This window comes from Streptomyces sp. NPDC001492, from assembly GCF_053597275.1.
The window spans coordinates 14930-40758 of sequence record NZ_JBSFHW010000005.1; the positions used below are offsets into that span (position 1 = coordinate 14930).

Here is a 25829-nt window from a genome sequence, read left to right on the forward strand (position 1 = left end):
GCCGGGCGTCCGCTTCGACGGCTCGGTGTCCGCCCGGTTGGCGGTGCCCGATGGCGGGAACCCGGGTGCGTATGACAGTCGATCACAGCCGAGCGCCCATTCTGGAAGCCCTGGCGGAATACCACCGCCGCGGGCGGCTGGGGTTCACCCCGCCAGGTCACAAGCAGGCCCGCGGCGCCGATCCCGCCGTACGGGAGGTGCTGGGTGATGCCCCTCGGTGACGTACTGGCATCGGGCGGGCTGGACGACCGGCTCACCCGGGGGCGGGTGCTGGTCCGTGCCGAGGAGCTGATGGCCGATGCCGTGCACGCCGAGCACACGTTCTTCACCACGTGCGGCAGTTCGCTGTCCGTCAAGGCGGCGATGCTGGCCGTGGCGGGACCGCACGAGAAGCTGCTGATCGGCCGGGACGCCCACAAGTCGGTGGTGGCGGGGCTGATCCTCTCGGGCATCGAGCCCGTCTGGGTCGAGCCGCGCTGGGACCCGCTGCGCCACCTCGCTCATCCGCCGTCGGCGCAGAGCTTCGAGGCCGCCTTCGAGAGGCATCCCGATGCGAAGGGTGCACTGGTCACCAGCCCGACGCCGTACGGCAGTTGCGCGGAACTGCAGGCGATCGCCGAGGTCTGCCACCGGCGCTCCGTGCCCCTGGTGGTGGACGAGGCATGGGGCGCCCACCTGCCGTTCCATCCCGACCTGCCGACATGGGCGATGGACGCCGGCGCGGACATCTGTGTGACGAGCATCCACAAGATGGGCAGCGGGCTGGAACAGGGCTCCGTCTTCCACCTCCGCGGCGACCTCGTCCCGCCGGATCTGCTGAAGATGCGGGCCGACCTGTTGGGCAGCACCAGCCCCTCGGTGCTGATCTACGCCGGACTCGACGGCTGGCGCCGCCAGATGGCCCTGCGCGGCAGGGAGCTGATGAGCGGTGCGCTGGACCTCGCGGCCGAGGTCCGTGCCGGGATCGAGGAGATCGACGGGATGCATGTCAACGACCGCGAGGACTTCTGCGGTCCGGACCGGGCCGACGATCTCGACCCGCTGCCCGTGATCATCGACATCGGCGGGCTGGACATCACGGGGTACAAGGCCGCGGACTGGCTGCGGGACCAGCGGGCCCTGGACGCCCATCTGGTGGACCACCGCCGCATCGGCGCACAGATCACCCACGGAGACGACCGGGAGACGACCGGGGAACTGCTCACCGCACTCAAGGACCTGGCCCGCGCCGCGCCGGGACTCGGGCCGGGCCCGCGGGTGGATGTGCCGTCGCCCTCCGAGCTGCAACTGACGCAGGCCGCACTGCCCCGGGACGCCTTCTTCGGCCCCACGGAGAACGTGCCCACCAAGGATGCCGCAGGCCGTATCGCAGCGGAGATGATCACGCCGTACCCGCCCGGAATCCCGGCCGTACTGCCCGGCGAGCGGCTCACCGAGCCCGTTCTGCGCTATCTGCGCACCGGCCTGGAGGCGGGGATGTACCTGCCGGACCCCAGCGACCCGAAACTCGAGACGATCAGGGTCGTGGCGGCCGGTAAGGGGGCCAAGGAGTGAAACCGGTCACGTGACCCGCTTCTGGGCGGGTAAAACACCGGCAGATGGTTTACGGTTCATTCATACGTGGTGACGGAGTCGACCGTACCGTCCTCCGACGCCACCGCTTACGGCCCTGGCTGGCCTCCCCCGTCCAGCCAGGGCTTTTTCATGCCCTGGGGATTTCCGGCGGGAACTGCTGTCCGCCGAGGTGCTCGGGGCGTCGGCAGCGGCTGAAATGGGCGTAGGGAAAGCACCGGAACCGATCCCGGCGAGGAGCCCCGCGTCATGACCAAAGCGATAAAACTGCTGACCGCCCTTCCCCCGCCCCAGCGGCAGAGCCTGATGAGGCTCGCGCGGGAGGTCTCCTTCCCGGAGGACACCCGCATCTTCGAGGCGGGCGGCAGGGCCGACCGCTTCTGGGTCATCCGCTCGGGCGCCGTCTCGCTCGACCAGCGGGTGAACTCGCTGCAGCGGGTGACCGTAGCGAGCCTCGGCGCGGGCGATCTCCTCGGCTGGTCCTGGCTGTTCCCGCCGCACGAGTGGGACTTCGGCGCGGAGGCCTTCAGCCCCGTGCGCGCCTACGAGTTCGACGCGGCGGCGGTGCTGCGGCTGTGCGAGCAGGACACCCAGCTCGGGCTCGCGCTGGTGCGCAGCGTCGCGGAGATCCTCGCCCACCGGCTGGAGGTGACCCGGGGCAAGCTCATGGAACAGCACGCGGGCCGCGGGCGCAGCGTGCTCTAGAGCCCGTCCGGCAGGTCGGTCGGCTGTCGGACGCGCCTTGCGGCGGCGCCCAGCGGAGTGCGGCTGTGACACCGAGCGCCTGCGTCCCCGCCCTCGCGACAGTCGAGGAGCACAGCCAGAGCCCGCGACGCCGAGCTGATCCGCCGGACAGGCCCCGGGGTCAGATGCGGTAGCGGCGCAGCGCCGGGATCGCGGCGGTCAGGGCCAGCATCACGGCGACGACGAGGAGGCCGCCGCCCGCCACGGCCGTGCGCGGGCCGAAGGCCGAGCCGGCGGTGCCGTGCAGGACGTCGGCCAGGCGCGGTCCGCCCGCGACGACGACCGTGAAGACGCCCTGCATACGACCGCGCATCTCGTCGGTGGCGGCGGACAGCAGGATCGCGCCGCGGAAGACCATCGAGACCATGTCGGCGACGCCGGCCAGGGCCAGGAACGCGGCCGCGATCCACAGGTTGCCGCTCAGCCCGAAGCCGGTGATCGCCGCACCCCAGGCGACGACCGCGCCGATCACCATCCAGCCGTGCCGGCGGGCCCGGGAGAACGTGCCCGAGAACAGACCGCCGAGCACCGCACCGATGGGGATCGCCGCGAACAGCAGGCCGAGGGCGAGCCCTTCGCCGTAGGAGCCGTAGGTCTGGGCGGCGAGCTGCGGGAACAGGGCGCGGGGCATGCCGAGGACCATCGCGATGATGTCGGCGAGGAAGGACAGCAGCAGCACCTTGTGCCCGGAGATGTAGCGGAAGCCCTCCGCTATCTCCCGTACGCCCGCGCGTCGCTTCTCCGTGCCCGTCAGCGGCGGCAGGGAGGGCAGCTTGTAGACCGCCCACACCGTGACGCAGAGGGCGAGGGCGTCGATCAGGTACAGCTCGGGCAGGCCGATGACCGGGATCAGGGCGCCCGCGAGCAGCGGTCCGACCACCTGCCCGGTCTGCATGACCGTCGAGCCGAGGGCGTTGGCCGCCGGAAGCTGGCCCTCGGGGACCAGGCGGGCTATGGAGGCGTTGCGGGCGGGGGCGTTCAGACCCCAGAAGGCCTGCTGCACCGCCAGCAGCACCATCAGCGCGGCCACGGACTCGAGGCCCGTGAAGGCCTGGAGCCAGAACAGCAGCGAGGTGACGGCGATGCCGCTGTTGGTGATCAGGAGCAGCTTGCGGCGGTCCATGCTGTCGGCGACCGCGCCGCCCCACAGCGCGAACACGATCAGCGGCAGCAGCCCGGCGAGGCTTGCCGCGCCGACCCACGCGGAGGAGCCGGTGATGTCGTAGATCTGCTTGGGCACGGCGACCGCGGTGAGCTGACTGCCGACGGCCGTGACGATCGTCGAGGACCACAGCCGGCGGTAGGCCGGAATGCGCAGCGGCCGGGTGTCCATGGCCCAGCGGCGCCAGCCGCGCCGCGGCGGGTCGGCCGCGACCGGGTCCGGTGTCTGCGGTTCAGTACTGCTCTCGCTGGTGTCCACGGGCTTCCTGGTTGCTCGATACATCTTTCGGGGCCGGGGGTTCACTATCCCAGCCCCGCCCGAGAGTTCGGACCGCGGATGCCCCAGACGATGGCCGCCCAGGTCGGCCTTACGGCGCCGTCGACGGAGGTGCGGAGCGCTGGTCTGCCGACCAAGACCGAGGCGCACAGCAGGCCCATCGTCGTGATCGTCTTCTTGCCACCGCGTACGACGGCATCGCCGGCGGAATGGCCAGGACGAACGCCAGGAGCGGGATGATCGCCAGACCACCTGCCACTGCGTGGTCCTCGGCGCCGCGCGGCTCGGCTTCTCAGGCCCTGGCGACGAGCAGGCCGCCGAGCGTGATCATCGTCGCGGCGACGAGGCCGTCCAGGATCCGCCAGGCGCCCGGCCTGGCCAGGAAGCGGCCCACAGCGCGGGCGCCGAAACCGAGCGCGGCGAACCAGCACAGGCTGGCGAGGGCGGCGCCGAGGCCGAACGTCCAGCGCAGGGGCCCGCGGTGGGCGGCGATCGAGCCGAGCAGGAACACGGTGTCGAGGTAGACGTGCGGGTTGAGCCACGTCAGCGCCAGACAGGTCAGCACGGCCCGCCTGCGCGAGACCGCCGTCTCCCCCTCGGTCCGCAGGGCGCCGCCCGGCTTCAGCACCCGGCGGGCGGCGAGGGCGCCGTAGCAGAGCAGGAAGGCACCGCCGATCAAGCCGACCACGGTGAGTGCCTGCGGGTACGCCACCACCACCGCACCCACGCCGCCGACACCGAGTGCGATGAGGACGGCGTCGGACAGGGCGCAGATGCCGACGACGGCGAGGACCGCGTCGCGGCGGATCCCCTGGCGCAGGACGAAGGCGTTCTGGGCGCCGATGGCGACGATGAGCGAGAGGCCGGTGCCGAAGCCCGCGGCCGCGGCGGTCAGAGCGTTGGTCATGTCTTTGACGCTACGGAGTCGATCACTGCGCGTACAGCTAAAGATTCTTACGTATCATTAGCCGATGTGAAGACGGAGTTGACGGAGCTGCCCCTCGACCAGGTGCGGACGCTGCTGGCCGTGGTGGACGAGGGCACTTTCGACGCGGCGGCCGCGGCCCTGCATGTGACGCCCTCGGCGGTGAGTCAGCGGGTGAAGGCGCTGGAGCAGCGCACCGGCCGGGTGCTGCTGATGCGCACCAAGCCGGTGCGGCCGACCGAGTCGGGTGAGGTCGTCGTGCGGTTCGCCCGTCAGCTGACGCGGCTGGAGCGTGATGCGCGCGCGGAGCTCGGCATGAGCGGGGCCGGGGAGCCGACCCGGGTGTCGATCGCGGTGAACGCCGATTCGCTGGCGACCTGGCTCCTGCCGGCGTTGACGCGGGTGCGGCACGAGCCCCGGCTCTGTTACGAGCTGCGCCGCGAGGACGAGACGCGTACGGCCTCGCTGCTGCGGGAAGGCCTGGTGATGGCGGCGGTGACCTCGTCCGCCGAGCCCGTCACGGGCTGCAGCGTGCGCGCGCTGGGGCGGATGCGCTATGTGCCGGTGGCCAGTCCTGACTTCGCCCGGGAGCATTTCGACGGGCCGTTGACGGAGGCGCTGGCGGCGGCGCCGACGGTGGCCTTCGACCGCAGCGACGACCTGCAGGACGCCTTCGTGCGCAGGCTGCGGCACGGCAGGAGCGGAGCGAGTCCGGTCCGGCACTTCGTGCCCACGTCGGAGGGGTACGCCGAGTCCGTCGCGGCGGGCCTGGGCTGGGGCCTGGTGCCCGAGGTGCAGGCCGAGCCGTTGCTGCGGGCCGGGCGTCTGGTGCACCTCGATGCGGACCAGGCCCTCGACGTCCCGCTGTACTGGCAGCAGTGGAAGCTGGACTCCCCGGCGCTCGCGGCGGTCGCCGAGGCGGTGCTGGAGGCGGCTGCCCGGGCGCTGCGCGGCGGAGCCGTCCCGCGCCACTGACTTGCGTGATGCAATCGACGTACGATGGGGACGTGCTTCCTCGTACATACGAAGGTCAGGTCTGCTCGATCGCCCGGTCGCTGGAAGTGGTGGGTGAGCGCTGGACGTTGCTGATCGTGCGTGACGCACTGCGCGGCACGCGGAGGTTCGAGGACTTCCGCGCCGGCCTCGGCATCGCGCACAACGTGCTGTCCGACCGGCTGGGCAAGCTCTGCGAGGCCGGGATTCTCGAGCGCCGGCTCTATCAGACCCGCCCGGAGCGGTATGAGTACGTGGTGACGCCGGCGGGCTTGGACCTGTGGCCGGTGATCATGTCCTTGCTGCTGTGGGGGGACGGGCACCGGGCGCCGGAGGGGCCGCCGCTGGTGGTCCTGCACCGCGGTTGCGGCGGCCGGCTCCGGCCCGGGCTCACCTGCTCGGCCTGCGGGAAGCCGCTGGGTCCGTACGACTGCGAGATGCGGCCCGGGCCCGGTGCTCAGCCGGCGGGTGCCACGGTCAGTCCCGCGAGCCCCGCGTAGTAGGCGAACCTGAACGGGCTGAACAGCTGGTGCCGTTCGACGAGAGCGCGCAGGATCCGTCCGCGCAGCTCGGCGAGCGGCGCGTCGTCCGGGTGGCTGAGCAGGGCGCAGTCGACGATCCTGAGCGCCACGGCCGTCTCCCCGCGCGTCAGCAGTTCCTCGCCCGCCGCGGCGAACGCCTCGGCGCGGCCGCCGGCCAGCAGGTCCAGCGCCGCGGCCCACTGTCCCCGGCCGAAGGGGTCCACGCCTTCTCCGTCCGCCTTCCAGTAGCCGGTCCGCTGGTCGTGGACGCGCTGGATGAAGCCCTCGCGCATGACCAGGTACGGGAGGATCGCCGACGGATGCCCGCGCAGGAGCTCGGGAAGGTGGTCGCGGTCGAGCACGTCGGTCAGTGACCGGCCCGCGACGATGTCGGCCGCGACGACGGCGTGCAGATCCCGCAGCGCGGCGAGCAGACCGGGCAGCGCCTCGACGGTGAAGTTCTCGGTCAGCGGCGGGTGGCCGTGGATCAGCAGCCGGGGGCGCAGGTCCAGGACCGTCCGCAGTGCGTCGAACAGCCCCTCGGCCGAGCCTTCGGCGAAGAACGGCGCGCCGAGGTATGGCATGCACATGTCGCCGGTGAACACCACGCCCTCGTCGGGGAGTTGGACCAGGAGACGGTCGCGTGTCTCGCCTCCGGCGATGGGGATGAGGGTGAACCTCCGCCCGCCGACGGTCAGCGTCTCGGGCTGCTCGACGAGCCGGTCCGGCACGACGTGCGGACGGCGCTCCTGGCTGTCCGGCAGCAGGGCCGGGAAGGGCGGCGGGCTCACGGCCTGCAGCGCGAGTTCGTCGGGGAAGGCGGCCTGGGCGACGACCTGTGTCCCGGGGCCGGCGAGGGCTTCCAGGCCTCCGATGTGGTCGAAGTGTGCGTGGGTGAGGATCACATGAGTGATGGGCGCGGGGGTGACGGCCCGCAGATCGCGCAGGGCCGCTTCGACGTGCCGGGGGTGGCTCGCGGAGTCGATCGCCACGATGCCGTCGTCCGTGACGACGAACGCGAAGTCGGCGAAGTCATAGCCCTGGGCGACGTGCACGCCCGGCGCCATTTCCACCAGCCGTGGCGCGGTCATGCGCAGGCCGTCCTCGGTGCTGACCAGGTAGTCCGTGACGAGTGCCAGGTCGGGGGCGTGTCCGAGGCGCTCGCGCGCGGCCCGGGCCTCCTCGGTACGGCCCTGGCAGGCGTAGGCGCGGGCCAGGGCGGCGTGCACGGAGTGCAGGAACCCGGCCGGGAACTGGTCCCGTACGGCGAGCACGAACTCCAGGTCGGCGATCACCGTGTCGGCCCGGCCCGCGCACTCCGGGAGGTTCGCGAGGGCGGTGCCCCTGAAGTACTGCGGCAGCCCGAGACCGCGTTCCGCGGCCGCGTCGAGCCGGGCGATCGCCTTCTCGTCCGGTCCGTCGAGGCGGGTCTGGAAGACTCCCGCCAGGCTTTCGGGCAGGGCCGATTCGGGGCGTTCGGCGCTGAGCGCGGTGAAGTATGCGTACCCTTCGCGGAATTGGCGGGCTGCGAGCATCTGCTGGGCGAGCACGGCGGTCACACGGTCGGGAACGCCGGGCCAGCGCACGGCACGGCGCAGGGCGTCGGTCTCCTTCATGGCCTCTCCTTCAGCGACGTCATGGTGCTTCGTTCAGGGGCGCGGGCCGAGGCCGGGCAGCCTTCTCGGGTTCCGGTCGCGGCGCCCGGACACGGCCCAGGGCGAGTGAGACGAGGGCGGCGAGCCAGCCGGCGCCGGTGATCATGAGCCAGGCGTGGCGGAAGCCGCCGAGGGCCTCGGGTCCGGGCGTGCCGAGGAGGGCGACCAGGGCCGCGACACCGACGACGGCGCCCAGTTGCCGCAGGGCGGACGTCATGCCGATGCCGGTGGCGAGGCTCGACGGCGGCAGTTCCAGGACGGCGGCGCCGCCGAGGGCGGGCAGGGACAGGCCGACTCCGACGCCGGTGATGGTCGCCGCCGGGAACAGGACCGGCCAGTAGTGCGGTTGGGCCGTGGCGGTCAGGGCCGGCAGGAGCGGGCCGGTGCCGAAGAGGAGGGTGCCCGGCACGGCGGCGACGCGCGGCCCGTACCGGTCCGTGAGCCGGCCGGCCAAGGGGGCCATGAGGGCGGCCATCAGGGGCCCCGGTGTGACCGCGGCTCCGGCGCGCAGGACCGGCCAGTGCCACACAGTGGTCAAAAACAGCACGTTGCACAGCAGCGAGGCGAAGAACCCGGCGCCGAAGACGAACGTGCCGAGGGTGGCGACGGTGAAGGAGCGCAGGCGGAACAGGCCGAGGTCGGCCACCGGTGTGGCGTGGGCGGCGGACCGCAGGACGAACAGCGGCAGCAGTACCGCGGCGGTCCCGAAGGCGGTGAGCACCGCTCCCGAACTCCAGCCCCAGTCCGCGCCCTTGACGATGCCCAGTGCGAGGCCGCCCACGGCGCCCACCAGCAGCAGCGCGCCGAGAGCGTCGGGAACGCCCTCGGCCCGCTCGTCGCGGCTCTCGCGCAGCAGCCGTGCGGCCGCCATGAACGCGGGCAGGCCGATGACGAGGTTGACGAAGAACACCGCACGCCAGCCCTGCCAGTCCACCAGCAGTCCGCCGAGCGAAGGCCCCACTCCGGCGGCCACCGCTCCCGCCGCCGTCGACAGGGCGATCGCCGTGCCGCGCCGCTCGGGCGGGAACTCCGGCAGGGTCAGGCTCAGCGAGGTCGGCAACACGGTCGCGGCACCGAGTGCCTGCACGACGCGGGCCGCGACCAGGACCGGCACCGACGCGGCCAGGCCGCTCGCCACGGACCCGGCAAGGAACAGCAGCAGCCCGGCGAGGAAGAGCCGTCGTCGTCCGTACCGGTCGGCCAGGCGTCCTGCCGGTACGAGGGCGGCGGCGAACACCACGCTGTATCCGTTCAGCACCCACGACAGGTCGGCGAGGGAGTCGCGCGGGAACGACCGCCCGAGGTCGGTGAACGCGATGTTCACGATGGTGACGTCCAGCAGGGCCATGAAGACCACGGCCGAGGTGACGACGAGGACCTTCCAGCGACGCTCCATGTTCCGCCTCCGGCACCGAGCAGTCGATTGTTTGATGCAATCGACTCCACCGACTATAGAGACGTCACTTGCATCAAGCAATCGAGTGGCCGGATGACGTCAGGAACCCAGTGCCGCCAGCTGCGCCGCGGCGCTGTCCAGCAGCATCTCCAGTGCCGTCGGATACGCGCTGTCGACCATGCGGGCCGCCAGCAGGGGTGCCGCCTCGGCGATGCGCGGGTGGGTGGTGCGGGGCAGCCGGGCGTACGTCGAGCGCCACATCTCCTCGTCGGCGCGCAGCGCGGCGCTGGGCAGGGCGAGGGAGGCGGCATCGAGGGCGGCGAAGGCCAGGGTCTGGTCGATGAAGGCGTGGTAGATGCGCACCGTGTCCGGCAGCGGGAATCCGGCGGTGCGCAGCACGTCCAGCACGGCCTCGTCGGCGGCCAGTTCGTTGGCCCGGCCGGTGACCCGGCTGGTGGTCAGCACCGCGGCCTGCGGATGAGCCACATAGGCGCCGTGGATGCGCAGGCCGACCGAGCGCAGGTCGGCCCGCCACTCCCCCGTCGGACGCCAGCCGTCGAGGGCCTGCCCGATGAGCGCGTCGCCGATGGCGAGGGTGAGCTCGTCCATGCCGCGGAAGTAGCGGTAGAGGGTGCTGGGGTCGGCGTCCAGGGCGAGTCCCAGGCGGCGTGCGGTGAGGCCGGCGCTGCCGTGTTCGCGCAGCATCCGCAGCGCGGTCTCGACGATCAGCCGCTCGGACAGCACCGTGCCGCTCTTCGTGGGCCTGCGCCTGCGGCGCTTCTCCTCGGGCACCACCGGTTTGGGCATGACAACCTCCCGAGGCCCTTATGCCAACGCCATTGACCTTACGTGAACCGGCGGCGTTGTATCTCCGGCGGGGCCCCTCGTCATCAACCCTTAGGACAGGGAGATCTGTCATGCGTGTCCTGCTCGTGGGCGCCGGCGGTGTCGGCACCGCCATCACCCGGATCGCCGCCCGCCGTTCGTTCTTCGAGGCGCTGGTGGTGGCCGACTACGACCCGGCACGGGCCGAGGCGGCGGTCGCGGCCCTCGACGACGGCCGCTTCTTCGCCGCCCGTGTCGACGCGAGCGACGAGTCGGCCGTGGTGGAGTTGCTGCGCCGGCACGGCTGCGACGTGCTCCTCAACGCGACCGACCCGCGCTTCGTGATGCCGCTGTTCCGCGCGGCGCGCTCCGCCGGCGCCACCTACCTCGACATGGCGATGTCCCTGTCGCACCCGCACCCCGAGCGGCCCTACGCGGAATGCGGGGTCAAGCTCGGCGACGACCAGTTCGCGCAGGCCGAGGAGTGGACCGAAGCGGGCGCGCTGGCCCTGGTCGGCATGGGCGTGGAGCCCGGTCTGTCGGACGTCTTCGCCCGGTACGCCGCCGACGAGCTCTTCGACGAGATCGAGGAGATCGGCGTCCGGGACGGCGCGAACCTCACCGTCGACGGCTACGACTTCGCCCCGTCCTTCAGCATCTGGACCACCATCGAGGAGTGCCTCAACCCGCCGGTGGTCTACGAGGCCGGGCGCGGCTGGTTCACCACCGAGCCGTTCAGCGAGCCGGAGGTCTTCGACTTCCCCGAGGGCATCGGCCCCGTGGAGTGCGTGAACGTGGAGCACGAGGAGGTGCTGCTCGTCCCGCGTTGGGTGGACGCGCGCCGGGTCACCTTCAAGTACGGGCTGGGCCGGGAGTTCATCGAGACGCTGAAGACACTGCACCTGCTGGGCCTGGACCGCACCGAGACGGTGACCGTGCCGAGCGCGGCCGGGCCGGTCGCCGTCTCACCCCGGGACGTCGTCGCCGCGTGTCTGCCGGACCCGGCGACGCTGGGTGAGCGGATGCACGGCAAGACCTGTGCGGGCACCTGGGTTCGGGGCGTCAAGGACGGTGCGCCGCGCGAGGTGTACCTGTACCACGTGGTCGACAACCAGTGGTCCATGGCGGAGTACGGAAGCCAGGCGGTGGTGTGGCAGACCGCCGTCAATCCGGTCGTCGCCCTCGAACTCCTCGCCACCGGCGCCTGGTCCGGCACAGGCGTGCTCGGCCCGGAGGCGTTCCCCGCCCGCCCGTTCCTGGATCTGCTGACCGCCTACGGCTCCCCGTGGGGCATGCGCGAGCAATGAGCACCGTATCTGCGCGATTTCCGTCGTTTCACTCCCGCATCGACAGGTGACTCGAAACCGAGTAAGCCATTCGCGAGGGCACGTACGACTTCGATCGCAGGTGACATTTCATGGACGACTGGCGAGACCAGGCCGCGTGCCGAAACGAGGACCCCGAGCTGTTCTTCCCGATCGGCACCTCAGGCCCCGCGTTGTTGCAGACGGAGAAGGCGAAGGCGGTGTGCGCCCGCTGCCCGGTCCGGGAGCAGTGCCTTGAATGGGCGCTGGGCCACGGGGAGATCCTGGGCGTGTGGGGCGGCACCGGTGAAACGGAACGGCACGCCATGCAGCGCAGGCGCCGCCGGCGCGCGGGCGCCCGCAACGGTTAGGCCTGTACGGCGGCTCAGCCCTTCGGGGCCGGGCCGCCCGGCAGCCGTAGAGTGAACACCGCGCCGGCACCCGGTTCGCACTCGGCAACCGCCGTTCCGCCGTGGGCGGCGACCAGGTGACGGACGATCGGCAGGCCGAGCCCGCTGCCGCCGGTGCGGCGGCTGCGGGACTTCTCGGCACGCCAGAACCGGTCGAAGACGTGCGGCAGGTCCTTCGGCGCGATGCCCGTGCCGGTGTCGGTCACCGTGAAGACGACCTCGTCGCCGTCGCGGCGGGCGGCCAGGGTGACGGTGCCGTCGGCGGGCGTGTGCCGCAGCGCGTTGGAGACGAGGTTGCCCAGCGCCTGCCGCATCCGCACCGGATCAGCGTCGAGCCACGGGCTGCCGTCCTGTTCGGTGCGTACGGTGACACCGGCCGCGTCGGCGGCGACCCGGTGCGCGGCGGCGACCTGGTCCAGCAGTTCGTCGGCGCGCACCGGTTCGCGGTGCAGGCGCAGGGTGCCCGCGTCGGCGGCCGCGAGGTCCTGGAGGTCGTCGATGATGCGCTGCAGTACCAGCGCCTCCTCGTGCAGGGAGCCGAGCAGCGCGGGATCCGGGTCGACGACGCCGTCCCGGGTGACTTCCAGCCAGCCGCGGATGTTGGTCAGCGGGCTGCGCAGTTCGTGCGCGATGTCGCTGACCATGGCCTTGCGCTGGGCCTCCAGGCGGGCGCGCCGCTCGGTGAGGTCGTTGAAGGCCTCGGCGAGGATGCCCGTCTCGTCCCGTGTGGTCACCGGCACCCGTACATGCATGTCCGGCGGTTGCTGCGCCGCCTCGGTCAGCGCCCGCAGGGGCCGTACGAGCCGGGTGGCGACGACGGCCGTGACGGCGAGGGTGACGGCGAGGACGAGACCGGCCGCACCGACGATCTTGGCCTTGTTGGCCGGGGACATGTCGAAGCGGGGCGGGGTGGTGTCGTCGCCGCCGAGGTACAGCTCGGCCACGGGGGCGACATACGGGTCGAGTTGCGCGCGCAGGGCGTCGTCGCCGCAGGTCTGCGCCGTCTTCATCGCCTTGGCGTCGCCTTCCTTGGCGAACTTGGCGATGGCGTACCGGCTCACGGGGGCCTTGCCGGGGGGACTGAGCATGAGGTACAGCGGCCTGCCGAGGTTCAGGCCGTGTTGCTGCAGACAGGCGCGGGCGCCCCGGGTCAGCTCGTCGAGCGCCTTCTTCTCGGTGCCTGTGGGGTCGCTGAACAGCCCGTAGCCGCAGTCCGCGGTCGGATAGTCGGGGGCCGCGGTGCCGTCGGAGTTGACGATCATGGGGCGGCCGCTCGGGCTGTGCTCGACCTTGGTCTCGACACCGAACCGGCGGTAGCACGTCCGCTGTTTCTCCGCGAGCGCGTCCAGTTGGGCGCGCTCTTTCGCCGTGAGCCGGTAGGGGCCCACGGCCCGGGGATCGATCCCGCTGAGCTGCGCGCCGGTCTCGGTGTAGGTGTCGGTGTGCAGGGGGTCCACGGTGGCGGCCGCGCCGAGGGGCAGGGAGGTGCCCTTGCGTGCCGAGTCGGCGATGAGGGTGCGGTCGGCGGTGGTCAGGGCGATACGCCGGCCCATGGTGGCGGCCAGGGAGCGGACGGTGGCCCCGACCCCCTTCCAGTCGGGGTGGGTTGCCGCGTAGCCGCTGAGCTCCGCGAGGATCCGCATGTCGTCGGCGAGGTCCTGCCCCTGCTCCTCACGCAGGGCGCGCGTGGTGGTCTCCACCGCCAGCCAGGCCGTCGCCGCCACCGAGCACACCGCGATCAGCACCGACGCGATCAGCAGCCGCACCAGCATCCGCTTGCGCAGCGGGATGCGGCGCTTCACGGGCGGCCGCCGCTGAGCTTGTAGCCGACCCCGAACACGGTCAGCAGCCGCACCGGGCGGCGCGGGTCGGCCTCGATCTTCCTGCGCAGGTTCATGATGTGGACGTCGACGGCCCGCTCGGTGGAGGCCCGGTCGAAACCGCGGGTGCACTGCAGCAACTGCCGTCGGGTGAAGACCCGTTCGGGCTCCGCCACCATGGCGAGCAGGATCTGGAACTCGGCCGGTGTGCACTCCACGGGTGCGCCGTCGCAGCGCACCTCGTGCCGTTCCGGATCGACGGCGAGCCCGGCCGCGCGGACCACGGGATCCTCCCGCACGCCGGCCGCCCGGCCACTGCGCCGCAGCACGGTACGGATGCGGGCCATCAGCTCGCGCGGGCTGTACGGCTTGGTCATGTAGTCGTCGGCGCCCAGTTCCAGGCCGAGCAGCACGTCGTCCTCCTCGGACCGTGCGGTCAGCATGAGCACCGGTATGTCCTCCTCGCCCCCGCGCAGCACCCGGCACACCCCGAAGCCGTCGACCACGGGCAGCATCAGGTCGAGGACCACGAGGTCGGGTCTGAGCCGGCGGGCGGCGTCCAGGGCGGCCGCGCCGTCATGGACCACCGTGGCCGTGTGGCCCTCCGACAGCAGGGAGCGGCGTATGAGTTCGGCCTGCATCTCGTCGTCCTCGGCGACCAGCACATGTGCGCACACGCGGCGGATCCTAGGCGCTCAGCGGGCGAGGGACTTCGCGTCGCCCATGACGACGACGGGGTGGAGGGCGGGGTCGAGCGCGCGCAGCAGGTCCTTCATGTGCTGCTCCGAGACGCTGACGCAGCCGTGGGTGGGGCCGCCGTGGTCGACGTGGAACCATATGCCGCCGCCGCGGCCCGCGCCGAGGGGGCGGGTCCAGTCGAGGGGCGAGGTGCCGGGCTCGCGGTTGTAGTTGATGGCGATCACATAGTCGAAGGAGCCTGCGAGGGGTTCGCCTTCGAAGCCCGTGCCCGGTGAGGTGAAGGCACCGGAGCGGTGGTAGGGCAGCCGGGTGCCGGGATCGCCGAGCAGCCCGCCGGCGTCGGTGAGGCCGTACACGCCGACGGGTGAGCGCAGGTCGCCGCCCGTGTGGTGGTCGGACCAGCCCTTGAACGCGTTGTGCGCGGGCCAGCTCGCGCCGGCCCGCCAGCCGGCCGCGGTGCGCTCGTACAGCACGACCGTGGACTGCGGGGAGTTCCTGTCGCGTCCGGTGACGACGACTGCCTGACGGGCGTCACCGGGGATCGCGGCCGAGGTCTTCGGTCCCAGGCCGGGCAGGTGCAGCGGGGCGGCCTGGACGGACATCTGCGGCGAGGGCGGGGCGAGGGTGGCCACGTCCGGTGTGCTCGTCGTGGCCGTGGGGGCGCCGGACGGCTGTCCCGGCGAGGCCACTGCCCCGCCGCCGCATCCCGTGAGGAACAGGGATACGGCGAGCAGGGCGAGACGGGGTCTATTCATGATCACGGGTCGACTGTGACCGACACATGTGAGGAACTCGTCAGGTTCTAGGCTTGGTTCGGCTTCCCCGGACTGTACAGCCACGTGGTGAACAGATGGTCGAGGTCCTTGCCGGACTTGCGTTCCGCGAGGCGGACGAACTGCGCGGTCGTCCCGTTCCCGTCGTGGTGTTCGGCCGCCCAGGCCCGCAGGATGCCGAAGAAGGTGCGGTCGCCGACGGCGGTGCGCAGTTCGTGCAGGGCCATCGCGCCACGGGCGTAGACGGGCGTGCCGAAGATGTTCTTGCCGCTGCCGGGGTCGCCGGGCGGGAACGCCCACAGGTGGTCGCCGGCCGGGCGGGCGTAGAGGCTGTCGAAGGTCTCCTGGGCGCTGTCGCCGCCGTGCTGCTCGCTGTAGAGCCACTCGGCGTAGGTCGCGAAGCCCTCGTTGAGCCAGATGTCCTTCCAGGAGGTCAGCGACACGGAGTCGCCGAACCACTGGTGGGCGTTCTCGTGGACGAGGGTGCTCAGGTCCGGCGCCGAGTCGTACAGGGCGCGGGACTGGGTCTCCAGCGCGTACCCGACGTCCGGGGCGTGGTCCACGATCGACCCGGCGTTGCGGAACGGGTAGGGCCCGAAGAGCTTGCTCTCCCATGCCAGGACGGACGGCAGCTTCTTCAGGACGGGTGCGGACTCGGACGCCTCGCGCGGGTCGACGGCGTTGTAGACGCGGATGCCCTCGCGGGTGGTGTACTGCTCGACCTTGAACTTCCCGATCGTCGCGGTGGCGAGGTAGGCGGCCATGGGTTCGCACTGGCGCCAGTGGAAGGTGGTGTGCCCGTGCGCGGTCCGCTGCCGGACCAGCGCGCCGTTCGAGACGGCGGTGCGGTTCTCGGGGACGGTGACCGTGATGTCGTACGAGGACTTGTCCTTGGGGTGGTTGTTCGCCGGGAACCAGGTCATGGCGCCCTGCGGCTCCCCGGCGACGAACGCGCCGTCGTCGGTCGTTATCCAGCCGTCGGCCGAGCCGTCGGGGTCGGTGACCTGCTGGGGGATGCCTCTGTAGGTGACGGTGACGCGGAACGTCTCGCCCTTGTGCAGGGGGCGGTGCGGGGTGACGACGAGTTCCTGGCCGTCGCGGCGGTACTGCGCCCGGTCGTGGTCGACGGTCAGGCCGGTGACCTTCAGCCCCTTGAAGTCGAGGTCGAAACGGGTCAGGTCCTGGGTGGCGCGGGCGGTGAGGACGGCGGTGCCGTCGAGGTGACGGCTCGTCGGGTCGTAACGGAGGTTCAGGTCGTAGTGCTCGACGTGGTAGCCGCCGTTGCCGGCGAGCGGGAAGTACGGGTCGCCGGCGCCGGATGCGCCGCCGGTGCCGGCGGTCGCGGGCCCGGCGGCGGCGAGCAGTGCCGCGAGGGCGACCGGAACGGTCGCGGTCAGGGCCTCGCGGCGGAGGACGGTGGCGGGTCTGACGGGGCGTCGGCTGGGCTGCCTCACGTGCACTCCTGGGGGGTGGCCGATGATCATACGAATCCAGGTTATGGGCAGCCCGGCCTGCTTTCCTCCTCAATTGGGTCAAGTGATACGGCGTCATCCGCCGCCTCCGCACTACGCTCGACGCCACCCGCCACCCAGAAAGGCCCGATCGTGAGCGTTCGCGTGCGTCGCGTCTACGAACCGCCCGAGCCGGACGACGGGGTACGCGTCCTGGTCGACCGGCTGTGGCCGCGCGGCCTGTCCAAGGACGCCGCGCACGTGGACGAGTGGCCCAAGGCGCTCACCCCGTCGACCGAACTGCGCCGCTGGTATCACGCGGGTGAGGGGTCGTACGAGGAGTTCGCCGAGCGTTACGAGGCGGAGCTGGACGCCCCGGAGGCGTCCGAACTGCTTGAGCACGTCCGGGAGTTGGCGGCCAAGGGGCCCGTGACGCTGCTGACCGCGTCCAAGGAGCCCGAGCGGAGTCATGCCGAGGTGCTGGTCCGGCTGCTGGGTTCGCCTTCGAGGTAGGTCTCGGTGACGGCCAGCGCGGCCGCCATGATGCTCAGTTGCGGGTTCACCTCCGGGCAGCCCGGCAGCACGGAGGCGTCGGTGACGAGGACGCCGTCGACGCCGCGCAGCCGGCCCTCGGCGTCGGCCGGTGCCCGCTCGGGGTCGCCGCCCGCGGCTACCGTGCCGGCCGGGTGGAAGGCCGACAGGTGCAGGTCGCGTGGGGTGATCCCGGTGAGCAGCGCGTCGAGTTCCGGGAGGGTGCGGGCGCGCGGCGCCCGTGGGATGCCGGTGAGCACCTCCACGGCCCCGGCGGCGAAGAGGATACGGCCCATGGCTCGTACGGCCGTCATGAGCCGGGCGCCGTCGCGGGGGTCCAGGCGGTAGCGGACGAGGGTGCGGCCCCGGCCCAGGACCCGGCCCGAGGGCCGGTCGGCGATCATGGCGCCGAGGATCGCCAGCCGGTCGGCCTCCTCCAGTTCACGGCGCAGCGAGCGCCCGAGGCCGGGGAGGACGAAGCTGCTCATGCCGGGCGGGCTCGCGGTCGCCTCGATCAGGATCCCGCGGTCGTGCAACTCCTCGACGCCGGTGCTCTGCAGGACGCCTTCCCAGGACGTGACCGGTTCCGCGAAGCGGCCGGCGACGCTGGTGGCCGGGTGCACGCTGAGGTTGCGGCCCAGGCGGGGGTGACCGCCCAGGCCGCTGCGGCGCAGCAGCGGCGGGGTCTGCAGGGCGCCCGCGGCCGTGACGACGAGGGGGCTGAGGATCTCCAGTTCGCTGCCGTCCGCACGGCGGGCCAGGACGCCGGCCGCCCGTGGCGGGCCGGGGCGGTCGTGGTCGAGCAGGATCCGCAGCGCGCGTGCGCCGGTGACGATGCGGGCTCCATGGGCGCAGGCGTCGGGCAGCACGGACAGCTGCACGCTCTGCTTCGCGCCGGTGGGACAGCCCACCACGCACTGGCAGGAGCCCTTGCAGCCCGGTGCGTTGCGGCGCAGCGGACCGGCCCGCCAGCCGAGTCGTTCCGCGCCGGCCAAAGCGAGCAGGCCGTTGGCGCCGAGGACGTCGAGGGGCTGGGTGGCGACGCGCAGGGTGCGTTCGATCTCGTCCAGCCGTGCGGGAAAGCCGTCGGCGAGACGGAAGCCGTGACGGCTGGCCCAGCGCGCGAGGACACGATCCGGAGTCCGGTAGCAGGTTCCGGAGTTGACGACGGTGGTGCCGCCGACGGCCCGTCCGACCGGCAGCAGGAGCGGCGGATCACCCAGCGCCGCGGTCGCCCCGCCGTCCCGGTACAGGTCGGTGAAACGGTCCAGCGGTGCACGATGGCCGAAGGAGGCCGTGCTGTGGTGCTCGCCCTCCTCCAGCACGACGACGGCGAGCCCGGCGCGCGCGAGAGTACGGGCGGCGACGGCTCCTCCGGCGCCCGATCCCACGACGACGGCGTCCGCGGTGGCACGCGCGGGCCACTCCTCGGCCGGGGTGCAGTCCAGGGGCGGGTCCTCGGGCGCCGGCGGCGCCGACGGAACGGGCGTGCGCTCGGTGGCCGCGGCGAGCAGCACGGGGATCTTGAGGAGATCCAGCGCCGGTACGAGCCCGGGGCGCGCGGCAAGGGAGCCGAGCACCGTCTCGCGCTCGTCGGGAGCAAGGTCGGCCAGGCGGCGCCCGCTGTGCAGGACCGCGTACGCGTCGACCCCGGCGCAGGCGGCCCGCACTGCGCCCCGTACCGGAACGGGCAGCGCGCCCAGGAACGCGTCGAGCCTGCCGGGCACTCGCGCGAGCCACCCTGCGTCCCCCGCGTCCGCGAGCAGCGCGGCGACCGACCCCCGCCCGGTCACCGGTCCCCCACCTCGGCGTGCGCGATGCCCCGCAGCGTCCATGAGGCTTCGGAAGTGAGACGGGCCAAGAGGCGCCCGATGTGCACGAAAGCGTAGGCGTCGACAGCGGTGACGGCGGCCCGAACAAGAGCGGGCAGCGCGGACAGGAACACGTCGAGCCTGCCGGGCACTCGCCCGAGCCACCCTGCGTCCCCCGCGTCCGCGAGCAGCGCGGCGACCGACCCCCGCCCGGTCACCGGTCCCCCACCTCGGCGTGCGCGATGCCCCGCAGCGTCCATGAGGCTTCGGAAGTGAGACGGGCCAAGAGGCGCCCGATGTGCACGAAAGCGTAGGCGTCGACAGCGGTGACGGCGGCCCGAACAAGAGCGGGCAGCGCGGACAGGAACACGTCGAGCCTGCCGGGCACTCGCCCGAGCCACCCTGCGTCCCCCGCGTCGGCGAGCAGCGCGGCGACCGCCCCCCGCCCGGTCACCGGTCCCCCACCTCGGCGTGCGCGATGCCCCGCAGCGTCCACGAGGCTTCGGGAGTGAGGGCGGTCTGGTGGTCGCCCGATGTGCAGGGCCGCGTACGCGTCGACAGCGGTGGCCGCAGCGTGTTCTGCGGCGCGGGCAGCGCGGCCAGGAACGCGTCGCCTGCCGGGCACCCGCGCGAGCCACTCCGCGTCCCCGACATCGAAAAGCAGCGCGGCGACCAACCCCCGCCCGGTCACCGGTCCCCCATCTCGGCGTGCGCGGTGCCCCGCAGCGTCCATGAGGCTTCGGTGCGCCAGTGGCCCCACCAGCGCTCCAGAAGGATCTTCGCGTCGGCGCTCTCGCTGTTGCGGCAGACCGCGGGGGAGCCGTCCGGGTCGCGGTAGTCCAGGGCGAGGGTGCGCTCGGCCGGCTGGGTGACCTCGACGCGGATGCGGCGCAGCAGCGTGCGGCCGGTCACCGTCCAGTCGGGCAGCCCGAGGTGGGCACGGAACCGTCCGATGCCGAACAGGCCCACGGCGGATCGCTCCGCCCGGCGCGGCCAGGTGCGGCCGCGGTGCCGCAGGCGCAGGAAGACGAGCGGAGGCAGCCGCCGCAGTACGGGCCGCGTGGACACCGCTGCGATCACCTCGAGTACATCGCCGTCGCCCAGTTCCGCGTGGAGCCAGGCCCAGCGGCGGGCGTTGCCGTGGCCGTGGATGCGGGCGGAGGCGCCGGGGGCGCCGTGCAGGGTCAGCGTCTGCTTTCCGTCGCTGAAGGTTCCGTCGTACGTGGCCCGGGCGGCCGGAAGCATATGAGCGGCGGGGAGCAGCGGGTGCCACCAGGACCAGCGGGGAAAGGTGAACAGCGGCTCGGCCAGGGGCTGTTCGGCGAGGTCCCAGTGGAAGTCGCCGACGTTTCCGGTCAGTTGGCCCGGAGTGGCGGAGACACCCGGGGTTGTGAATCCGTGCGTGGGGTTCTTCCAGGGAGCGGGTCCGAAGCGGACGTGGCGGACTTCCCCGTCGGGTGGGAAGGCGGCGGCCCAGCCGTGTGCGTGCGGCGCGGATCCGTCGGCGGGCGAGACCAGTTCGTGGTGGAGCCAGATGCCGGTGCCGGTGGTGGGGTCGGTCAGCGTGGTGTACCAGACCTCGGTGCGGCCGGGGCTGCCGTCCCAGCGCGGTGCGAGGTACTGGGCGGGGTCCTCCTGCCGGGGAAAGCGGAAGCTCAGGAGGAAGGGCGCCAGGCCCGTGGTGACGGGGAAACGGAGCGTGCCCTGGCCGATCCGCGCGCTGTCCTCGTACAGCGTGAAGGGCAGTACGGTCATCGACTTCACCGGATGACGGGGCGTTACGGACTTCCAGCCGTCCAGGGTGAACGCGCGGCCGCCGGCGGTGAACGTCAGCCGGTAACGGATGCGGCGGCGGGCGAGGGGCGAGATTTCCACGTCGCCTGTGGCGTCCGGGTCGTCGGCCAGTCCGCTGACGCGGATACGGCCGCCGAGCCGGGCCCGGGTGGTGCGGTGCGGGCGCAGGACCTCGTCGGCCTCGGCCCGCAGGTCGAGGCGGATGCGGCGGACGGGGTCGCGGCCGTCGAGCCGGACCGTGCCGAGCATGGTCTCCCTGAACGAGGTGCCCCTCACGCCAGTCCCTCCAGCATGATGCGTTCGGTGTCGCGCAGATAGGCGTCGGCGGCCGTGTGGGCCCGGCCGCCGTCGCCGGACGTCACCGCCTCGACCACCGGGGCGAGTCGCCGGTGTGCGGTTTCGGCGTCGGTGAACGGCCCGCGCAGGGCGGCGCGGACGGGGAGGTAGGCGTTGAAGAGGGTGTTGGTCAACAGGACGTAGACCCGGTTGCCGGTCGCCCGGGCGAGGGCGCGGTGCACCTCGACATCGGCCAGCTGCACGGAGTCCGCGCCGTCCGCCTCCCGTACGGCCTCCAGGAGGCGCCGCAGTTCGGCGTGGTGCGCCCGGGTGGCCCGGGCCGCGGCCCGCTCGGCGATCAACGCGCCCACGGACCGCCGTACTTCGAAGATCTCGCGGACCCACTTCACATCGTGCCGCACGAGCATCGGCAGGAGGTCCGCGCCGCCGAGCCGGGCGTAGTCGCGGACCTTGGTGCCGACGCCGTGCCGGGTCTCCAGCAGGCCGGCCTGGACGAGGCGGCCGAAGGCGTGTTTGAGGGTGGTGCGGGTGACGCCGTACCCGTCGGCCAGCCGGCGCTCCGGGGGCAGGTAGCTGCCCGCCGGATGGCGTCCGGCCAGGATGTCCTCGCGCAGTCGGGCCTCGAGGACGTCCACGATCGTCTCGCGGGGCAGGGCCTCCACGGATGCCTCCTCGCACGGAAGGAGTGGATGAGTGGCTCAGCCACTGAAGCAGCGGAGGTGTCTGCGGGTCAATCCCCTTGCGCGTCAATCCGCTTGCAAGGGCGGACTGTTCACGTGAGGACGCGGCGGGGCGGCCGGGGAACGACCCCGGCCGCCCCGCCGCGCGTCCGTCGCTCAGGCGGTCTGCTTCGCCGCCGCCCGTCCGGCTGCTCGCCCGGAGAAGAGGCAGCCGCCGAGGAAGGTGCCCTCCAGGGCGTTGTAGCCGTGCACGCCTCCGCCGCCGAAGCCCGCGACCTCACCGGCCGCGTAGAGACCGTCGATCGGGTTGCCGTCGGCGCCCAGGGCGCGGGAGTCCAGGTCGGTCTGGATGCCGCCGAGGGTCTTGCGGGTGAGGACGTGGAGTTTGACCGCGATGAGCGGGCCGGCCGCCGGGTCGAGGATGCGGTGCGGGGTGGCGACACGGCCGAGGCGGTCGCCGATGTAGCGGCGGGCGTTGCGGATGCCCTGGATCTGGGAGTCCTTGCTGTAGGGGTTGGCGATCTGCAGGTCGCGGGCCTCGATCTGGCGGCGCAGGACGTCCGCGTCGAGCAGTGGCTTGTCCGTCAGCTCGTTCATCCTGGTGACGAGTTGCTCCAGGGTGGGTGCGGTGACGAAGTCGGCGCCCTTGCGCAGGAACGCGTCGACCGGGGCCGGGGCGCCCTTGCCCAGGCGGTTCTTGAGGACCGCACCCTTGTCCTTGGCGGTGATGTCGGGGTTCTGCTCGGAGCCCGACAGCGCGAACTCCTTCTCGATGATCTTCTGGGTGAGGATGAACCAGGAGTGGTCGTACTCCGCGATGTCCGGGGTGGTGCGCAGGTATTTCAGGGTGCCGAGGGTGTCGTAGCCGGGCAGGCAGGGGTCGGGCAGCCGGCGGCCCAGCGCGTCGAACCAGAGGGAGGACGGGCCGGGCAGGATGCGGATGCCGTGGCCGGGCCAGATCGGGTCCCAGTTCTGCAGGCCCTCGGTGTAGTGCCACATGCGGTCGCGGTTGACCAGGCGGACGCCGGCCTCGGCGCTGATGTCGAGCATGCGGCCGTCGACGTACGCGGGTACGCCGGTGACCATGCCGGTGGGCGGGGTGCCGAGGCGCTCGGGCCAGTAGCGGCGGACGATGTCGTGGTTGGCGCCGATGCCGCCGGTGGTGACGACGACGGCCCGGGCGGTGAGTTCGAAGTCGCCGGTGCGGTCGCGGTTGGAGGCGGCGCCCCGGGGCGAGCGGTCCTCGGCGAGCACCGTGCCGCGCACTCCACGGGCGGCGCCTTCCTCGATCACCAGCTCGTCGACCTGGTGGCGGTGGTAGAAGGTCAGCAGTCCGTCGCGGGCGGCCTGCTTGGCGTGGTCGACGAACGGCTCCACCACGCCGGTGCCGGTGCCCCAGGTGACATGGAAGCGGGGCACGGAGTTGCCGTGCCCGTCGGCCCGCAGGTCGCCCCGTTCGGCCCAGCCGACCGTCGGCAGAAGCTTGATGCCGTGCCCGTCCAGCCAGGACCGCTTCTCGCCCGCCGCCCACTCGACGTAGGCGCGCGCCCAGCGCACCGCCCAGGAGTCCTCGTCGTCGACCCGGTCGAACCCTGCGCTGCCCTGCCAGTCGTTCCAGGCCAGGTCGAAGGAGTCCTTGATGCCGAGGCGGCGCTGCTCCGGGGAGTCGACGAGGAACAGCCCGCCGAAGGACCAGAACGCCTGGCCTCCCAGGTTGGCGGCGTTCTCCTGGTCGACCAGCGCGACCCTGCGGCCCCGGCTGGTGAGCTCGTGCGCGGCGACCAGGCCCGCGAGGCCCGCTCCGACGACGATGACGTCCGCATCCATGGCGAGGGTTCCTTTGCTCGTTGGGTGGTCGGGTTGAGGGGGCTCGTTCGGAGATCTCATCGGGAGGTGTTGCTGCCGTCGGTCAGCAGCGCGGTGAGCAGTTGCTTGAGCCAGCCGCGGGCGCCGTCGACGTCCTTGTCCAGGAGCAGTTGGGTGGTGACACCGTCGTACGCGGCGACCACGGCGTGTGCCGCGCCGTCGATGTCGCCGAGCACGGCGGGCAGTTGGGCGAGTCCCTGCGCGCGGGCGAGCCGGTCGGCGACCGCCTGCCGCAGCCGCGCCCGGTGTTCCAGCAGGGTCTCGGCGACCTGCGGAGCGCGGGCGGCGTGCACCAGGAAGTCCGTCTTCACCAGCAGCCAGTCCAGGTCGAGGAGCAGTACTTCGGTGACGCGGTCGACGGCGGCGGGCACGTCCAGGTCCGGTCCGTCCAGGGCGAGGGCACCGGAGACCTGGTCCGCGATGAGGTCGGCGCGCTGCCGATAGAGAGCGAAGAACAGCTCGTCCAGGCTGTCGAAGTTGGAGTAGAAGGCTCCCCTGCTGTAGCCGGCGGCCTCGCAGACCTCCTCGATGGAGACCCGGCCGAAGCCCTTGGCGGCGAACACCGAGAACGCGGCGTCGAGGAGGTTGGCGCGGGTGCGGACCCGGCGCCTGGTCACGCGTGGGGCCGTTTCCTCCGTCGTCATCTCCGACCTCCGTTCGATACAGGAATGTATCCGATACATCGATGTATCGGAAGGCGGCCGACGTCATCCCACCCGAAGGAGATAGGAACAGATTTTCGAATATAGGAGTACGCTGGATCTGTGACCAGGCACCTCCAGGGCTCGCTCTTCGACCAGACCGACGAGCTGCGTCTCGGCTCCCTCGACGGGATCCGGCGGACGCACCTCGGCATGGGCGCCTGGATCGACGTCCTGCCCGGATGGCTCGGCGGCTCGGACACCCTGTTCGAACAGCTGGCCGCCGAGGTGCCCTGGCGTGCGGAGCGCCGCATGATGTACGACCAGGTCGTGGACGTACCCCGGCTCCTCGCGTTCTACGGTGCGCACGAGGCACTCCCCCACCCGGTGCTGGACGAGGCGCGCGAGGCCCTGTCCGCGCACTATGCCGACGAGTTGGGCGAGCCGTTCACCACGGCCGGGCTCTGCCACTACCGCGACGGGCGGGACAGTGTCGCCTGGCACGGCGACCGGATCGGGCGGGGCGCCCGCGAGGACACCATGGTCGCCATCCTCTCCGTGGGCGCACCCCGCGATCTGCTCCTGCGTCCGGTGCGGGGCGGCGAGAGCGTGCGGCGCCCGCTGGGGCACGGCGATCTCATCGTGATGGGCGGCTCCTGCCAGCGGACCTGGGAGCACTCCATCCCGAAGACCACACGCGCCTCGGGGCCGCGCATCAGCATCCAGTTCCGCCCGCACGGCGTGCAGTGAGGCGGAGAGGCGGCCGCTTCGGCTGCACGCAGAGGGCTGCCTCCGGCGGACGGTGCCGGAGGCAGCTCTCAATCCCTGGACTCGCAGATTGGCGGGGACCTGCCGCTTCCGGCGCAGGCGGGTTCTGCTTTGCTGGTGCTGTCGGGCAGGGATCTCACCACGCGGGGCAATCATGCAGGCAGACGTGCGGCACATCGCCGACGGCATTCACCTGGTACACGGCAGCAACACCAACTGGGTGATCCTCACCGAGGGCGACGAGATCACCCTGGTGGACACCGGCTACCTCGGCGACCGTGAGCAGCTGCTCGCGTCTCTGGCGGCGGTGGGCGGTGCACCGGAGGCGGTCGCCGCGGTGCTGATCACCCACGCGCACAACGACCATCTGGGCTCCGCCGAGTATCTGCGCAGCACCTACGGCACGCCCGTGTATCTCCACGAGGCCGAAGTGCCGCACGCACGCCGGGAGTTCCTGCAGCAGGTGACCGTCGGGCAGATCGTGATGAACAGCTGGCGGCCCGGTGTGCTGCCCTGGTCGGTGCACGCCCTTCGCTCCGGCGGCAGGGCCCATGTGCCGGTCGCCGCCCCGGAGCCGTTCCCGGCGGCGGGCCCGCTGGACCTGCCGGGCCGCCCCGTGCCGGTGCACACGCCCGGCCACACCGACGGGCACGCGGCCTTCCACCTGCCGGACGCCGGGGTGCTGATCTCGGGCGACGCCCTGGCCAGCGGCCACCCCACCTCGCGGATCCAGGGGCCGCAGCTGCTGCCCGACATGTTCCACCACGAGCGGGCCCGTGCCGTGGCCTCACTGGACGTCCTGGCCGCACTCGACGGCGAGCTGCTGCTGCCCGGGCACGGCCCCGTGCACCGCGGTCCACTGCGTGAAGCGGCACTTCAGGCCAAGGAGCGTGCCCTCTAAGGTGAGGTGACGAT

24 protein-coding genes and 1 pseudogene are annotated in these 25829 nt (G+C 72.3%); 9 read left to right on the forward strand and 16 right to left on the reverse strand.

The window, feature by feature from the left end; translation table 11 throughout:
• Positions 1-71: 71 nt before the first annotated feature.
• Together ACWC1K_RS07795 and ACWC1K_RS07800 are read left to right on the forward strand one after the other, a co-directional pair.
• Positions 72-1554: pseudogene (locus ACWC1K_RS07795) on the forward strand (aminotransferase class I/II-fold pyridoxal phosphate-dependent enzyme).
• Positions 1555-1821: 267 nt separating this feature from the next.
• Positions 1822-2277: a cyclic nucleotide-binding domain-containing protein gene (locus tag ACWC1K_RS07800; RefSeq protein ID WP_450829362.1), complete on the forward strand. Its 456-nt coding sequence runs from the start codon at positions 1822-1824 to the stop codon at positions 2275-2277.
• Positions 2278-2437: 160 nt separating this feature from the next.
• Here the strand turns inward: ACWC1K_RS07800 and ACWC1K_RS07805 are convergent, their stop codons facing one another.
• Together ACWC1K_RS07805 and ACWC1K_RS07810 are read right to left on the reverse strand one after the other, a co-directional pair.
• A complete protein-coding gene (locus ACWC1K_RS07805; protein WP_450829363.1) occupies positions 2438-3736 on the reverse strand; it encodes an MFS transporter in 1299 nt (432 codons plus the stop codon).
• 310 nt (positions 3737-4046) lie between these two features.
• A complete protein-coding gene (locus ACWC1K_RS07810) occupies positions 4047-4661 on the reverse strand; it encodes a LysE/ArgO family amino acid transporter (RefSeq protein WP_450829364.1) in 615 nt (204 codons plus the stop codon).
• A 66-nt stretch (positions 4662-4727) separates the two neighbouring features.
• On the opposite strand from ACWC1K_RS07810, the gene ACWC1K_RS07815 reads away from it, so the two are divergent.
• Positions 4728-5654 (forward strand): LysR family transcriptional regulator ArgP, encoded by a 927-nt coding sequence (locus ACWC1K_RS07815; protein ID WP_450829365.1) that lies wholly within the window; start codon positions 4728-4730, stop codon positions 5652-5654.
• 32 nt (positions 5655-5686) lie between these two features.
• Complete coding sequence (locus tag ACWC1K_RS07820) at positions 5687-6172, forward strand: winged helix-turn-helix transcriptional regulator (RefSeq protein ID WP_450829366.1); 486 nt, start codon at positions 5687-5689, stop codon at positions 6170-6172.
• On the opposite strand, the gene ACWC1K_RS07825 is transcribed toward ACWC1K_RS07820, so the two are convergent.
• From ACWC1K_RS07825 to ACWC1K_RS07835, 3 genes are all read right to left on the reverse strand, one after another.
• Positions 6130-7809: an MBL fold metallo-hydrolase gene (locus ACWC1K_RS07825; protein ID WP_450829367.1), complete on the reverse strand. Its 1680-nt coding sequence runs from the start codon at positions 7807-7809 to the stop codon at positions 6130-6132. The genes ACWC1K_RS07820 and ACWC1K_RS07825 overlap by 43 nt on opposite strands.
• Before the next feature lie 19 nt (positions 7810-7828).
• The gene (locus ACWC1K_RS07830) at positions 7829-9244 is read right to left on the reverse strand and encodes a DHA2 family efflux MFS transporter permease subunit (RefSeq protein ID WP_450829368.1); all 1416 of its coding nucleotides are present in this window, start codon (positions 9242-9244) and stop codon (positions 7829-7831) included.
• 99 nt (positions 9245-9343) lie between these two features.
• Positions 9344-10051 (reverse strand): TetR/AcrR family transcriptional regulator, encoded by a 708-nt coding sequence (locus tag ACWC1K_RS07835; protein ID WP_450829369.1) that lies wholly within the window; start codon positions 10049-10051, stop codon positions 9344-9346.
• Positions 10052-10161: 110 nt separating this feature from the next.
• Between ACWC1K_RS07835 and ACWC1K_RS07840 the strand changes: the two genes are divergently transcribed.
• Positions 10162-11376 (forward strand): saccharopine dehydrogenase family protein, encoded by a 1215-nt coding sequence (locus tag ACWC1K_RS07840; protein WP_450829370.1) that lies wholly within the window; start codon positions 10162-10164, stop codon positions 11374-11376.
• 110 nt (positions 11377-11486) lie between these two features.
• The gene (locus ACWC1K_RS07845) at positions 11487-11744 is read left to right on the forward strand and encodes a WhiB family transcriptional regulator (RefSeq protein WP_450829371.1); all 258 of its coding nucleotides are present in this window, start codon (positions 11487-11489) and stop codon (positions 11742-11744) included.
• Positions 11745-11758: 14 nt separating this feature from the next.
• Here ACWC1K_RS07845 and ACWC1K_RS07850 read toward each other — a convergent pair whose 3' ends face one another.
• From ACWC1K_RS07850 to ACWC1K_RS07865, 4 genes are read right to left on the reverse strand one after another with little or no spacing between them, the layout of a single operon-like run.
• Positions 11759-13585 (reverse strand): sensor histidine kinase, encoded by a 1827-nt coding sequence (locus ACWC1K_RS07850; protein WP_450829372.1) that lies wholly within the window; start codon positions 13583-13585, stop codon positions 11759-11761.
• Complete coding sequence (locus tag ACWC1K_RS07855) at positions 13582-14280, reverse strand: response regulator transcription factor (RefSeq protein WP_450829373.1); 699 nt, start codon at positions 14278-14280, stop codon at positions 13582-13584. Before ACWC1K_RS07855 ends, ACWC1K_RS07850 begins: the two co-directional genes overlap by 4 nt.
• 18 nt (positions 14281-14298) lie before the next feature.
• Complete coding sequence (locus ACWC1K_RS07860) at positions 14299-15063, reverse strand: L,D-transpeptidase family protein (RefSeq protein WP_450829374.1); 765 nt, start codon at positions 15061-15063, stop codon at positions 14299-14301.
• 41 nt (positions 15064-15104) lie between these two features.
• The gene (locus ACWC1K_RS07865; protein WP_450829375.1) at positions 15105-16559 is read right to left on the reverse strand and encodes a M1 family metallopeptidase; all 1455 of its coding nucleotides are present in this window, start codon (positions 16557-16559) and stop codon (positions 15105-15107) included.
• Between the two features lie 120 nt (positions 16560-16679).
• Between ACWC1K_RS07865 and ACWC1K_RS07870 the strand changes: the two genes are divergently transcribed.
• Complete coding sequence (locus ACWC1K_RS07870) at positions 16680-17039, forward strand: DUF488 domain-containing protein (protein ID WP_450829376.1); 360 nt, start codon at positions 16680-16682, stop codon at positions 17037-17039.
• Here the strand turns inward: ACWC1K_RS07870 and ACWC1K_RS07875 are convergent.
• The 7 genes from ACWC1K_RS07875 to ACWC1K_RS07905 form a co-directional block, all read right to left on the reverse strand.
• Positions 16994-18850: a GMC family oxidoreductase N-terminal domain-containing protein gene (locus ACWC1K_RS07875; RefSeq protein WP_450829377.1), complete on the reverse strand. Its 1857-nt coding sequence runs from the start codon at positions 18848-18850 to the stop codon at positions 16994-16996. The two genes, ACWC1K_RS07870 and ACWC1K_RS07875, sit on opposite strands and share 46 nt — an antisense overlap.
• A complete protein-coding gene (locus ACWC1K_RS07880; RefSeq protein ID WP_450829378.1) occupies positions 18847-19086 on the reverse strand; it encodes a hypothetical protein in 240 nt (79 codons plus the stop codon). Before ACWC1K_RS07880 ends, ACWC1K_RS07875 begins: the two co-directional genes overlap by 4 nt.
• The gene (locus ACWC1K_RS07885) at positions 19083-19322 is read right to left on the reverse strand and encodes a hypothetical protein (RefSeq protein ID WP_450829379.1); all 240 of its coding nucleotides are present in this window, start codon (positions 19320-19322) and stop codon (positions 19083-19085) included. The genes ACWC1K_RS07880 and ACWC1K_RS07885 overlap by 4 nt, the downstream gene beginning before the upstream one ends.
• A 233-nt stretch (positions 19323-19555) precedes the next feature.
• Complete coding sequence (locus tag ACWC1K_RS07890) at positions 19556-20938, reverse strand: hypothetical protein (protein WP_450829380.1); 1383 nt, start codon at positions 20936-20938, stop codon at positions 19556-19558.
• Positions 20935-21621 carry a FadR/GntR family transcriptional regulator gene (locus tag ACWC1K_RS07895; RefSeq protein WP_450829381.1) on the reverse strand — a complete coding sequence of 229 codons (687 nt, stop codon included), beginning with the start codon at positions 21619-21621 and terminating at the stop codon, positions 20935-20937. The genes ACWC1K_RS07890 and ACWC1K_RS07895 overlap by 4 nt, the downstream gene beginning before the upstream one ends.
• A gap of 174 nt (positions 21622-21795) precedes the next feature.
• Positions 21796-23466 (reverse strand): FAD-binding dehydrogenase, encoded by a 1671-nt coding sequence (locus tag ACWC1K_RS07900; protein ID WP_450829382.1) that lies wholly within the window; start codon positions 23464-23466, stop codon positions 21796-21798.
• Between the two features lie 56 nt (positions 23467-23522).
• On the reverse strand, positions 23523-24149 hold the full coding sequence (locus tag ACWC1K_RS07905) for a TetR/AcrR family transcriptional regulator (protein ID WP_450829383.1): 627 nt from the start codon (positions 24147-24149) through the stop codon (positions 23523-23525).
• A 120-nt stretch (positions 24150-24269) separates the two neighbouring features.
• Here ACWC1K_RS07905 and ACWC1K_RS07910 point away from each other — a divergent pair, with 120 nt between their 5' ends.
• The gene (locus tag ACWC1K_RS07910) at positions 24270-24896 is read left to right on the forward strand and encodes an alpha-ketoglutarate-dependent dioxygenase AlkB (RefSeq protein WP_450829384.1); all 627 of its coding nucleotides are present in this window, start codon (positions 24270-24272) and stop codon (positions 24894-24896) included.
• A 172-nt stretch (positions 24897-25068) separates the two neighbouring features.
• Positions 25069-25815: an MBL fold metallo-hydrolase gene (locus tag ACWC1K_RS07915; RefSeq protein ID WP_450829386.1), complete on the forward strand. Its 747-nt coding sequence runs from the start codon at positions 25069-25071 to the stop codon at positions 25813-25815.
• The last annotated feature ends 14 nt before the right edge of the window (positions 25816-25829 follow it).